The organism is Cyanobium sp. A1C-AMD, assembly GCF_024346495.1.
Taxonomy (GTDB): Bacteria; Cyanobacteriota; Cyanobacteriia; order PCC-6307; family Cyanobiaceae; genus Cyanobium_A; species Cyanobium_A usitatum.
Genome location: NZ_JAGQDB010000073.1, coordinates 1 through 11679, shown reverse-complemented (window position 1 = coordinate 11679; position 11679 = coordinate 1). Strand labels below are relative to the sequence as shown.

Below are 11679 nucleotides of genomic sequence, written 5' to 3'. Positions count from 1 at the left end.
GAAGCCAAGCTGCTTGCCGCCCATCAACCCAGTCCTGGCATGCGGTTACAGGCTCATTTTCGCGCAGATAGGCTGGGTTTTCCAGAGTCTCCCTAGCTTTTTTCTTTTCAGCTTCAATACAAGTCTTAAGCGCCTAATTCGTCGAGGAGTGGGTAGTGGTCGGCGATTTGATCGCCGGTAAAATCGGCCACCCAGCCTGCGGGGTTGTCGAAGAAGCGCAGGGCGCAGAAATGGGGTTCTGGACCCATGTCAAACCAGTGCTTCGTGCCAGCGGGTACGGAAATCCAGTCGCCCGCTTCACAGAGCAGCTGCAGCACCGCATCGCCGATGTGCAGGCAGAAAAGGCCGCGGCCCTCCACGAAAAAGCGCACCTCGTCTTCGCTGTGGGTGTGCTCGGCCAGAAACTTCTGGCGCAGGGCCTGGCGGTCGGGATGGTTTGGTGTGAGGCGAATCGCATCCACGGTGGGGTAAGAACCACCGGCCTGCACTCGGGCGATTTCGGTGGCGTAGACGGCCAGGATCGCGGCCGGATCGGCATCCGGGGCCAGGCCGCCCTGGACTTGCCAGCGCTCAAAGCCAATGCCTAATGGCGCCAGGGTGGCGGCGATTGCGGCCGGATCACTACTGCTGAGGTTTGGTGAGGCTGATGCGGCTGGGCCGGTGCCAAATACCTGCAGAAGAGTCATCGGGCCAGATCACGGTCTTTTCCCAGCTTAGAAAGGCTGCAGCAGCAGGCCACTCGTGTTTTCGGCAGAATTTCCGGGAGCCCTGGCGCCGGTGGCAGGCCTCACCCTGGTAGGGGTTGGCCCCGGTGATCCTCAACTGCTCACCGTGGCGGCGGTGCGGGCAATTGGGGCCGCGGCGGTGGTCGCCTACCCGGTGGCCCGGCTCGAGGCTGAGGGAATGGCGGCCCAGATTGCCGCCCCCTGGATGGGCCCCGAGCAACGGCGCCTACCGCTGCTGTTTCCGATGGTGAGCGAGGCGGAGCCGCGCCGCCAGGCCTGGCATGCCGCTGCCGCTGCCCTGGCCGCAGAAGTGGCTGCTGGCCAGGCCGTGGTGTTGCTGTGCGAGGGGGACGCCTCCCTTTATGCCAGCGCCTCCTACGCCCTGTTGGCCCTGGCGGAGCGCCACCCCAGCTGTCCGGTGGCGGTGATCCCCGGCATCACGGCGGTGGCTGCCGCCGCCGCTGCTGCCTCCTCCCAGGGGTTGCCCTGGCCGCTCGCCCTGCAGCAGGACGCCCTGCTGATTCGCCCCACCCCCGACGATCCCGCCCAGCTAGAGGCGCTGCTGGCTGAGGCGGCGGCATCGGCCACGGTGCTGGCCCTGCTCAAGCTCGGCCACCGCTGGGCCTGGGTGCGGCCCCTGCTGGAGCAGCGCAACCTGCTGGCAGGGGCCTTGTTTGCCCAGCGGGTGGGCTGGCCCGACCAGCTACTGGCGCCGGCGGCCGAGGTGCCCGCCGATGAACAGCCGTACTTTTCGCTACTGCTTATTCGTCAGAGCTGGCCAGAGGTGCTGCCCTGAACAGCGGCCTCCGCTCGCTGCAGCAGCTCCAGGGCTGCGCCGGGGGTGGGCGCCCGCATCAGGGCATGGCGCAGCTGGGGGGCGCCGGCGAAGCCCTGGCAGGTCCAGCCCATGTGCTTGCGGGCGATCAGCAGGCCGTGGTCGCCCTTGGCCGCCACCAGGGCCTGCAGCTGCTCCGCCGCCAGGGCGAGGCGCTCGAGGGCGCCGGGGGTGGCTGGGATGGGCCGGCCGCTGAGCTCCGCATCGATCTGGCCCACCAGCCAGGGGGAGCCCATGGTGCCCCGGCCCACCATCACCCCATCGGCGCCCGTCTGCTCCAGGCAACGCACCGCGTCCTCTGGGCAGTTGATGTCGCCGTTGGCGATCACCGGGATCGTCAGCGCCGCCTTCACCGCAGCGATGGCGGCCCAGTCGGCCTGACCCTTGAAGCCCTGTTCGCGGCTGCGGCCGTGCAGGGTGAGCAGCTGGGCGCCGGCATTTTCGAGCCGCTGGCACCAGCTCACCGCATCGCTGCCATCGCACCAGCCCAGCCGCGTTTTCACCGTCACCGGGAGCGCCACGGCCGCGGCCACGCTTTCCACCAGGCGGGCCGCCAGCTCGGGATCGCGGATCAGGCCGCTACCGCCGCCTTTCTTGGCGATCTTCTTCACCGGGCAGCCCATATTGATGTCGATCAGAAAGGCGCCGGCGGCCTCGGCACGCTTGGCCGCCTCGGCCATGGCGGCGGGCCGGTAATCAAACAGCTGCACACCGATCGGGCCGGCCTCGCTGCCCAGCTCCTCCACCTTCTGCAGCCCGAAGCCCAGCTCCAGGCTGGTGGCGTTCACCATCTCGGTGAACAGCAGGGCATCGGGCGCCCAGCGCCGCACCAGAGCGCGGAAGATGCGATCGCTCACCCCCGCCAGGGGCGACTGCAGCACCCGGCAGCGCAGGGCACGGGGAGTGCCGTTGCCAGAGAGCTGCAGGGGCAGAGCGTTGATCGGTGAACCAGTGATCATGGTGATCCGATTGTGATGCTTCAGGCCGATGGCTTCCGCTCAGGCCGCCCCCGCTGCCGTGCCCTACCCCTTGAACCGAGAGTTGCTGGAGGCGGTGCTGGCCGACCGCACCAGTGATCGTTTCGTGTGTGAGCTGATCTGGCCGCGCCTGGGATACGAGCTGAATGGCTCCGGCACCTGGAGCGCCGGCCCGGCCACCAGCGCTGCCTGGCGGGAGTCCTTCCCGATCGAACCCCAGTTCATCGCCAAGCGGCCCGCTTCGGTGGCCCTCACCCGCTCGATCGCCAAGGAGCACAAGCAGCTGCTCAAGCAGCAGCTGGGTTTTGCGGGCTACACGATCGGTGAGCTCTACCCGCGCCGCACCCGCCGCGCCACCGCCGTGAACTGGTTGCTGGCCTATCTGGCCGAGCAAGATGAAGCCCTGCCGGAGAGCGGGCCGCTGCCGCAGTTGGTGGCGGCGCCGGCCGATCCGGTGCTGGGCCATCCGGGCGACCTGCCCATCAGCTAATTGCTGGGGTTAGGGCCTCTCTTTTTGGGTCAAGCCGGGGCAGACGTTAGGGTCAATACAGGACAGACGTAGGAATACCTCCCTTGGCCTTACCGGTCGTTGCAATTATCGGACGCCCCAACGTGGGCAAATCCACCCTGGTGAACCGGCTCTGCCGCAGCCGCGAAGCGATCGTGCACGACACGCCCGGCGTGACGCGGGATCGCACCTATCAAGAGGGTTACTGGGCTGATCGCACCTTCCGAGTGGTCGACACCGGCGGCCTGGTGTTTGACGACGACAGCGAGTTTCTGCCGGAGATTCGCGAGCAGGCAAACCTGGCCCTGGCCGAGGCGGCCGTAGCCCTGGTTGTTGTTGATGGTCAGCAGGGTTGCACCGCCGCCGACCAGTCGATTGCCGAGTGGCTGCGGGGCCAGGGGGTTCCCACCATGCTCGCGGTGAATAAGTGCGAGTCGCCCGATGCGGGCCTGGCCATGGCGGCCGAGTTTTGGGGCCTGGGCCTGGGCGAGCCCTTCCCGATTTCGGCGATTCACGGTGCCGGCACCGGCGACCTGCTCGACAAGGTGGTGAGCTATCTGCCCCCTACCGAAGAAGACGAGGGCGAAGAGCCGATTCAGCTGGCGATCATTGGCCGGCCCAACGTGGGTAAATCCAGCCTGCTCAATGCGGTGTGCGGTGAAAACCGGGCGATCGTCAGCCCGATTCGTGGCACCACCCGCGACACGATCGACACCACGATCGAGCGGGAGGGCAAAACCTGGAAGCTGCTCGATACGGCAGGCATCCGGCGCCGCCGTTCGGTGAGCTACGGCCCCGAATACTTCGGCATCAGTCGCAGCTTCAAGGCGATCGAGCGCTCCGATGTGTGCGTATTGGTGATTGACGCCCTCGATGGCGTCACCGAGCAAGACCAGCGCCTGGCTGGCCGCATCGAAGAGGACGGTCGAGCCTGCGTGGTGGTGGTGAATAAGTGGGATGCCATTGAAAAAGACAGCCACACCATGCCGGCGATGGAGAAGGAGCTCCGCGCCAAGCTCTATTTCCTCGACTGGGCGCCGATGCTGTTCACCTCTGCCCTCAGCGGCCAGCGGGTGCAGGCGATCTTCCCCCTGGCCCTGCTGGCGGTGGAGCAGCACCGCCGCCGCGTCACCACTTCGGTGGTGAACGAGGTGCTCACCGAGGCCCTCAGCTGGCGCACGCCGCCCACCAGCCGTGGTGGCCGCCAGGGCCGCCTCTACTACGGCACCCAGGTGGCGGTGCGGCCCCCCAGCTTCACGTTGTTTGTAAATGAGCCGAGGCTTTTCGGTGAAACCTATCGCCGCTATGTGGAGCGTCAGATCCGCGAGGGCCTGGGCTTTGAGGGCACGCCGATCAAGCTTTTCTGGCGCGGCAAGCAGCAGCGCGATGCCGAGAAGGAGCTGGCCCGCAGCCAGACTCGTGGGCGCTAGGGCCTGCGCTTAGGTGGATTTCTTACGCCAGGTCCCCATCGGCCAATTTGCCGCCCCGGATCCGGCGGAGGCGGCCACAGGCGGCAGCTGGTTGCGCCGGCTTGATCCGCGCCTGAAGCTGGCCTGGAGCCTGATTTTTCTAGTAACGCCGATCCTGGCAGGACCCCTCTGGCGTCTCAGCCTGGTGGGCTTGTTGCTGCTGATCACCGCCGCTAGCGGGCTCAGCTGGCGGCTATGGCGCCGCAGCGTGCCGCTGCTACTGGCCCTTGCCCTATTGGTGGGTGCCCTAGCGGCCCTGCTGCCGGCGGGCACGGCGGCACCCGCAGCCCTGCAGCGGCCGCCGGCGGAGTTGCGGCTCCAGCCCGGCCCCCCTGGCAGCCCGCCGCCAGAGCGCTCAGGCACCCCCTGGGTGCTGCTGCGCGCTGGCCCCCTGGTGGTCACCCGCCGTTCAGCTGAGCTGGGCCTCAACGGCGCCACGCTCCTATTCACCCTGGTGCACAGCGCCAACCTGCTGCTGCTCAGCACCTCCCCCGAACAGTTGGTGTGGGCGATCAGCTGGCTGCTGGCGCCCTTGGCCCGGCTGGGCCTGCCGGTGGAGCGGCTTGGCTTCACCCTGCTGCTTTCCCTGCGCTTCCTGCCCCTGGTGCAGGAGGAGCTGCAAAACCTGTTGCGATCTATTGCAACCCGGGCGGTGAATTTCAAGCGGCTGGGCTGGAAGGGGGGCTTGGCCTTGGTGCTGGCCCTGGGAGAGCGGCTGCTGGCCAACGTGTTGCTGCGCGCCGAGCAGGGAGCTGAGGCGCTGCTGGCCCGCGGCGGGGTCTGGCTGCCGCCCGACCAGCTGCTGCGACCAGCGGTTGCGGGGCGGGGCCTGGGCCTGCTCAACGCCACGGCGGGGGGCTTGCTGCTGCTGATGCTCCTGCTGCGGTGGAAAGTCGGTGACCTTTAATAGCCAAGTTCGACCGCATCGGTGAGCAGCGCCTTGACGAGCAGCGCATTTGTGAGTCCGGAGCGCTACCTAAACCATCCCACCTTCGGGATGCTCTATCGGGTGGCGGCGGTGTCCGAAGGCCGGGATCTGTTCGCCACCCTCTACGCCCAGCGCATTTTTTTCGTCGTCACCCTGCAGCCCCGTGGCGCCACCTTTGAGGTAGTGCCGCTGATGGATGCTCGCCACTTTGCTGAGCAAAATCTGGTGCGCTCCCGCCGCGACGGTCCCGAGGCCCACGCCCATTGGCGTCAGTTGTTTGACCAGACCTTCATCTGAATCCTTGGCCGGGCGACTGGCCGTCCTCCAGGCCGAGCTGCCGCCAGGCTGCCGCCTGCTGGCGGTGAGCAAGGGTAAGACCGCTGATCGGATCCGCGAAGCGGTGGCCGCCGGCCAGCGCAGCTTTGGTGAAAGTCGCCTGCAGGAGGCGGTGCTCAAGCAGGCCGAGCTGGCCGATCTGGCGCCCCTCGACTGGCATTTCATCGGCCGGCTGCAGGCCAATAAGGCCCGGGGTGTGGTGCGCCACTTCGGCACGATCCACTCCCTCGACAGCCTTGAGCTGGCTAGGCGCCTGGCCCGCATCGCCGCCGAGGAGCAGCGCCAGCCAGCGGTGTTTTTTCAGGTGAAATTTCGCCCCGATCCCGCCAAGACCGGCTTTGAGCCCGCTGAGCTCTGCCAGCACTGGCCTGAGTTGGGTGGCCTGGCGCCCCTGCGGCCCCTGGGCCTGATGACCCTGGCCCCCCTGGGCCTGGGCGAGGCCGAGCGCCGGGCCCTGTTTGGCGAGTGCGACGCCCTGGCGACGCAGCTGGGCCTGCCGGAGCGCTCGATGGGCATGAGTGGCGACTGGCCCGAGGCGGCTGCGGCCGGCAGCACCTGGGTGCGTATTGGTAGCGGCCTGTTTGGGCCGCGTCAAATTCAATAATTCCGCCACAAGGTGCCAATCTCCGCTTCAAAGCCTTGCCGCGATTGGTGTGGGACGCTATTCAGGTGGAAAGCAACCTGTGAGGTTCAGTTCGTGTCGTTGTTTTCCCGCCTGCGTGCCGTTGTCTCAGGAGACGACTATCTCGATGGCGACTACGACGATGAGCTCGATTACGACGGCGGCGAGCAGCCTGAGCCGAGCTACACCAGTCGCTCCAGCGCCCTAGCCCTGAGCTCGGATTTCGGCGCTGACGATCCTTTTGCCGGCACCAACGTGATCGGCATGCCTGGCCTATCCACGGCCGTTGCTGAGGTGACCCTGATGGAGCCTCGCAGTTTCGATGAAATGCCCCGCGCCATTCAGGCCCTGCGCGAGCGCAAGACCGTGATCCTCAACCTCACGATGATGGAGCCGGATCAGGCCCAGCGCGCCGTGGATTTTGTGGCAGGCGGCACCTTCGCAATCGACGGGCACCAGGAGCGGGTGGGTGAAAGCATTTTCCTGTTTGCGCCTAGCTGCGTCACGGTGACCAACGCCACCAGCGACGAGGCCTCTTCGCCCACGATCGTGAGCCGCGAGATCAGCGAGCCCCAGCAGGACGCGGCCCCCAGCCCGGCCTGGGGCCGCCAGGACGCCGCCATTTAGGCCGGCTGTGACGCCAACCTTCGGCGTAGTGGGCCTGGGCCGTATGGCCCAGGCTTTGCTGTTTCCCCTGCTGGAAGCAGGCCTGGTGCAGCGCGAGGGTGTGCGGGCCGTTGTTGCTAGCGAAGCCTCCGCCACCTGCCTGGCCCAAACCCACGGCTTGGCTGTGGCAACTGATGCAGCTGCAGCCTGGTCTGCGCCGGTGGTTTTGCTGGCGGTTAAGCCCCAGCAGCTCGAGGCCGTGGCACCGGCGGCGGCGGCTGGTTCGGGCGGGCTGCTGATCTCCGTGCTCGCCGGTGTCACCCTGGCGCGGCTGCAGCGTTTGTTTCCTGGCTGGCAGTGCGTGCGCGCCGTGCCCAATACCCCGGCCCTGGTGCGGGCGGGGCTCACGGGCCTGGCCTTTGGCGTCGACGTGCCCCCAGACCAACGCCGCTGGGTGCAGCAGCTCTTCGGTCAGGTGGGCGAGGTGCACGAGCTGCCCGAAGCCCAGCTCGATGCCTTTCTGGCGCTCACCTCATCTGGGCCCGCCTTTGTGGCGGTGGTAGCTGAAGCCTTGGCCGATGGCGCTGTGGCTGCCGGTTTGCCGCGGCTCCTAGCCCAGCGCCTGGCTCACCGCACCTTGGCTGGCAGCGCCGCCCTGCTGGAGGAGCGCGATCTCCATCCCGGCCAGCTCAAGGACATGGTGAGCTCCCCGGCTGGTACCACCATCGCCGGCCTGCGTCAGCTGGAAAAAGCTGGCCTGCGCTCGGCATTGATCGAGGCCGTGCTGGCTGCTGCCCAGCGCAGCCGCGAGCTGGCCTGAACGTGAGTTTGGCCCGATCAGTTCTTGGGGGCCCCCAGGCGGGGTTCGGTGCCGGCTAGCAGCCGTTTGATGTTGCTGCGGTGGCGCCACAGCACCAGCACGGTGGTGAGCAGGGCCAGGCCTAGGTATGGCCAGCGCAGCCCCAGCCCCTGGTCAGCAAACCAACCCAGCATCAGCAGCGGCAGGGCGAGCGCCGCCACGACGCTGGATAGGGACACGATGCGGCTGAGGCTGAGCACGGCCAGGAAGATGCCGAAGCAGGCCAGTCCCACCGGCCAGGTGAGCCCCAGCAACATGCCCAGGCCGGTGGCCACCGCCTTGCCACCCTTCCAGCCCAGCCACACCGGCCAAATGTGGCCAGCCAGCGCTGCCAGGCCAGCTAGCACTACGCCAACGCCAAAGGGGTCGAGCAGGGTCTTGGCCAGCAGCACGGCGGCGGCTCCTTTGAGCACATCCACCAGGAACACCGCTAGGGCCGGCCCCTTACCGACCACCCGCAGCACGTTGGTGGCACCGGTGGAGCCGGAACCTTCGCGGCGGATGTCGAGGCCAGCCAGCCAGCGCCCTGCCAGGTAACCGCTGGGGATTGAGCCGAGCAGGTAGCCGGCGATCAGCATGGCCAGGGTGAGCAGGGTCACGGGTGTTGGCAGGGTCACGGCTGCAGACAGGGTCACGGTGGTTGGGGTTAGTAGGTTTCGTCGGCCATAAGTTCGCCGGGGCCGGCCGCGAAAACCAGCCAGAGCGGAAACTGCAGGATCGGGATCTCGATCACCGGCTCGCCCGCATCCACCACGATGAAGGGCAGCTCGCCCCGCTCTTCGAGGCGGTCGGCCCGCTCCACCAGGGCATCGGCCCGCTCAAACAGCACGATGCCGCTGCTGGGTCCGAAATCTTCGCGGGAAAGGCCCAGGCAGTCCTGCAGGCCGCGGCGCCACTCCCCCAGGCGCTCCGGTTGGCTGGCCAGCACCAGGGTTTGGAAGCGCTCGCCATAGAGCTCGCCGAGGATGGCGATGGCGGCGGCGGCCACCAGGGCATTGCGGCTGCGGCTACCGCAGCTGGGCTGGGCACCCCGGCCGCCCTGGCCCAGGAACCAGTCGTCGAGCAGGGCGGCTCCGCTGGCATCCAGGGTGCGGCGCAGCTGCCAGGGATCGGCGTAGAAGTCGGGCTGGCCGCCAAAGCCGGCCAGACGCTCGCGAATCAGGACTTCGTCAGGGCCGAACAGCCCCGCGGCCGCTACAGCCGCTAGGGGTTGGCTCGCTTCTGCAGTGGTGCTGATCTGGTCGAGGGGGGAGGGCTGCACCAGCACCTGCTGGGGCACCAGCTCCACCTGCTCGGCGGCCACGGCGAGATCCTGCAGGGCTCCCACCAGGTAGTCCTGGAAGCCCTTGAGCCGCCTGGCTACCCCATCGGCTTGGCCCGCAAAGCTCGCTTCGATCTCCTTTTGGATCAGGCCGCGGCGAGCTTCCAGCTGGCGGATCTCCTCAAGCAGGGCTGTGCGCTGCTGCTGCAGCTCCGTAAGGGCCAGCTCCTGCCAGGGGGCTGGTGAAGGGATCTCAGGGCTGTCAGGGGTAGGGGAAGCCTGGCTGGGGTCGTCAGACATCGCTTGGGGAATCGGGAGGTGCTGCGGGGGGGAGCTGGCTCAGGTGCTGCTCCAGCTGCTGGCGCAGGCTGGTTGCATCAAAGAGCACTGGCAGGAAGTGGATGCTGGCCTGTTCACGGAAATAAAACAGCACCGGCAGCCCCGGCCAAAAGATTGTCCAGCTCAGCCACTCCTGGTATGGGAAGCGGCGCAGCAGGGTCTGCTGACGCCACACCAGCAGGGCATCGCCGCCAAATTCCAGCCGCAGCAGGCGGGTTTGCAGCAGCAGAAACAAACCGAACACCGCTACGACCAGGCTGAGCCAGATGGCCCCAGCCCACAGCGGCGTTAAGGCCAGGGCCGCTAGTCCCAGGCCAATCACGCCAAGGGATACGCCATAGGCGGGGTCGAGCACCACGCCGCTAGTGCCGGGAGCAGGGGAGGTCATCAGGTGAACAGCAGCGAGGTGAGCAGGGCGTCCATCAGGGCGACTGTGACCAGAATCATGACCACGGCGCCGGTGGTGCTGGTGCCCACCTCCTTGGGACCACCACGGGTGGTGAGTCCCCAGCCGCACGCGATCACGGCGATCTGCAGCCCGAATACCAGAGCTTTGAGCAGCATCGAGGGCAGGTCGTCGGGCTCCATCCAGGTGCGCACCGAGTTCCAGAACACCGCCGGAGGGATGTTGTAAAGCAACGTGCTGCTCACCTGGCCCGACCAGATCCCAACCCAGAAGAAAAGCAGGCATTGCACCGGCGCCATGATCACCATGGCTATTACCCGGGGCACCACCAAGTACTCCACCGGATCGGTGCGCAGCATCGTGATCGCGTCGATCTGCTCGGTCACCTTCATGGTGCCGATCTGGGCCGCATAGGCCGTGGCCACCTTGCCGGTGAGCAGGGTGGCGGTGAGCAGGGGCGCGATCTCCCGTGACAGCCCCAGGGCCAATAGACCGCCCACCGTGGCGCTGGCGCCCTGTTTGGAGAGTTCCGCTGCCACCTGGATGTTGAACACGGTGCCCGCAGCCAAGGCCGTGATCAGCACGATCAGGAAGCTGCCGGGGCCGGCTTCCATCAGCTCTTGCATCAGATCGTTGAAGCCGATGCGCCCCTTGGCGATGGCGCTCACCGCCTGGCCGCCAACAAGCAGGCTGGCTCCTAGGCGCCGAAGCCAGCGCGGTGTTGTCAGCCAGGCGGGGCGCTTCATGGCTGGCGGTGCAGGCCTTTCTCCGGCCAGCGTCGCATCACCAGAAGGCCAGCGGCGATCAGCACGGCCGGAATCAGGCCCATGCATAAGCGGATTGTGTTGAGGGCAGTAGTCGGCTGGGCCAGTTCCAGGGAGGCCTGGTAGCCGCTGAGGCTCAGCCCGTTACCAAGGGCAAACACGGCCACACCGATGCCCAGCTTCTGAGTCACCACCATCCAGGCGGTGTAGAGCCCGGCCGGTTTGTCGGGGTCGGCATCGATCGCGTCGGGCAAAAGGGCCCAGGGGATCAGGTAGGCGGTGGAGGCTCCCAGACCCGTAACCATGATCGTGAGCACCAGTAGGCCCAGGGAGATGCCATTGCTGAAGCTGCCCATGGGAGCAGTGCTGCCATCGAGGGGCACCAGCAGGCTTGCCCCCAGGCAGCCGGCAATCCATAGCCCGGTGCCCCAGCGCAGGGCGCAGACACGGCCGTGGCGCCCTGCCACCCGGCTCCATAGTTGCAGCCCCGCCAGGGCACTGAGCTGGAAGGGAATCAGGATCCAAGTGCTCCAACTCTCCGGCAGTTGCATCACCACGGCCAGGAAAATCAGCGACACCGGCTGCATCAGCTGCAGGGCACACCAGAGCAGCAGGTAAAGCCCCAGCACCTTGAGAAAGCGAGGGTTGGCGGAGATGCGCTGTAGTTGGCGCCGGATCGGTTCCGGGTGGCCCGTAGGGCGCTGGCAGTTGCGGGCGAAGGGGGCTAGGCCCCAGCAGCACAGCAGGGTGAACACCGTGAGGGTTAGTCCGGACACCCAGCCCATACGTAGGTATCCCTCCGCGCCCTGGCCCACGAGCAGGGCCCCCAGCACCAAGCCGGCCAATCCAGCCAGTATCGATCCGGTGAAGCGGCTGGCATTCAGTTGGGTGCGCAGCTGGGTGGAGCGGGTGAGCTCGGAGGCCAAGGCCGAGTAGGGCAGGTTGACGCAGGTGTATAGCGCCATAGCCACAAGCTGAATCGCCACCAAAATTGCGAACTTCTGCCAGTCCCCCCCCCGGCGGCACCCACCACATCGCAACCAG

Annotated in this window: 15 protein-coding genes; 8 read left to right on the top strand and 7 right to left on the bottom strand. The window is 67.1% G+C overall.

Features of this window, described 5'->3' with window-relative positions; all coding sequences use genetic code 11:
• Positions 1–125: 125 nt before the first annotated feature.
• A complete protein-coding gene (locus KBY74_RS11195; protein WP_254942778.1) occupies positions 126–686 on the bottom strand; it encodes an acireductone dioxygenase in 561 nt (186 codons plus the stop codon).
• Positions 687–777: 91 nt separating this feature from the next.
• Between KBY74_RS11195 and cobI the strand changes: the two genes are divergently transcribed.
• Positions 778–1521: a precorrin-2 C(20)-methyltransferase gene (gene cobI / locus KBY74_RS11190; protein ID WP_254942777.1), complete on the top strand. Its 744-nt coding sequence runs from the start codon at positions 778–780 to the stop codon at positions 1519–1521.
• On the opposite strand, the gene dusB is transcribed toward cobI, so the two are convergent.
• Positions 1494–2519, bottom strand: a complete 1026-nt coding sequence (gene dusB, locus KBY74_RS11185; RefSeq protein ID WP_254942776.1) for a tRNA dihydrouridine synthase DusB — start codon at positions 2517–2519, stop codon at positions 1494–1496. The genes cobI and dusB overlap by 28 nt on opposite strands.
• 28 nt (positions 2520–2547) lie before the next feature.
• Between dusB and KBY74_RS11180 the strand changes: the two genes are divergently transcribed.
• The 7 genes from KBY74_RS11180 to proC all read left to right on the top strand — a co-directional run bounded on the left by KBY74_RS11180 (position 2548) and on the right by proC (position 7826).
• Positions 2548–3027, top strand: a complete 480-nt coding sequence (locus KBY74_RS11180) for a DUF1823 family protein (protein WP_254942775.1) — start codon at positions 2548–2550, stop codon at positions 3025–3027.
• Between the two features lie 83 nt (positions 3028–3110).
• Positions 3111–4475 carry a ribosome biogenesis GTPase Der gene (gene der / locus KBY74_RS11175; RefSeq protein ID WP_106502008.1) on the top strand — a complete coding sequence of 455 codons (1365 nt, stop codon included), beginning with the start codon at positions 3111–3113 and terminating at the stop codon, positions 4473–4475.
• A gap of 13 nt (positions 4476–4488) precedes the next feature.
• Positions 4489–5421, top strand: coding sequence for a CbiQ family ECF transporter T component (locus tag KBY74_RS11170; RefSeq protein ID WP_254942774.1), 933 nt, complete (start codon positions 4489–4491; stop codon positions 5419–5421).
• 51 nt (positions 5422–5472) lie between these two features.
• Positions 5473–5739 (top strand): PipX family protein, encoded by a 267-nt coding sequence (locus tag KBY74_RS11165; protein ID WP_106502177.1) that lies wholly within the window; start codon positions 5473–5475, stop codon positions 5737–5739.
• 4 nt (positions 5740–5743) lie between these two features.
• Positions 5744–6382, top strand: a complete 639-nt coding sequence (locus KBY74_RS11160; RefSeq protein WP_254942773.1) for a YggS family pyridoxal phosphate-dependent enzyme — start codon at positions 5744–5746, stop codon at positions 6380–6382.
• A 93-nt stretch (positions 6383–6475) separates the two neighbouring features.
• Entirely contained in the window at positions 6476–7027 is a 552-nt protein-coding gene (locus KBY74_RS11155; RefSeq protein WP_254942772.1) for a cell division protein SepF, read from the top strand.
• A 7-nt stretch (positions 7028–7034) separates the two neighbouring features.
• On the top strand, positions 7035–7826 hold the full coding sequence (gene proC / locus KBY74_RS11150; protein ID WP_254942771.1) for a pyrroline-5-carboxylate reductase: 792 nt from the start codon (positions 7035–7037) through the stop codon (positions 7824–7826).
• Between the two features lie 17 nt (positions 7827–7843).
• Here proC and plsY read toward each other — a convergent pair whose 3' ends face one another.
• The 5 genes from plsY to KBY74_RS11125 all read right to left on the bottom strand — a co-directional run.
• Complete coding sequence (gene plsY / locus KBY74_RS11145) at positions 7844–8443, bottom strand: glycerol-3-phosphate 1-O-acyltransferase PlsY (RefSeq protein WP_396123180.1); 600 nt, start codon at positions 8441–8443, stop codon at positions 7844–7846.
• Positions 8444–8511: 68 nt separating this feature from the next.
• On the bottom strand, positions 8512–9426 hold the full coding sequence (locus KBY74_RS11140) for a DUF3086 domain-containing protein (protein ID WP_254942770.1): 915 nt from the start codon (positions 9424–9426) through the stop codon (positions 8512–8514).
• Complete coding sequence (locus KBY74_RS11135; RefSeq protein WP_254942769.1) at positions 9419–9853, bottom strand: DUF3119 family protein; 435 nt, start codon at positions 9851–9853, stop codon at positions 9419–9421. The genes KBY74_RS11140 and KBY74_RS11135 overlap by 8 nt, the downstream gene beginning before the upstream one ends.
• Positions 9853–10599, bottom strand: a complete 747-nt coding sequence (locus KBY74_RS11130; protein ID WP_254929972.1) for an ABC transporter permease — start codon at positions 10597–10599, stop codon at positions 9853–9855. The genes KBY74_RS11135 and KBY74_RS11130 overlap by 1 nt, the downstream gene beginning before the upstream one ends.
• A gap of 14 nt (positions 10600–10613) precedes the next feature.
• The coding region (locus KBY74_RS11125) for an MFS transporter (RefSeq protein ID WP_254942768.1) at positions 10614–11679 on the bottom strand (1066 nt) is incomplete at its 5' end.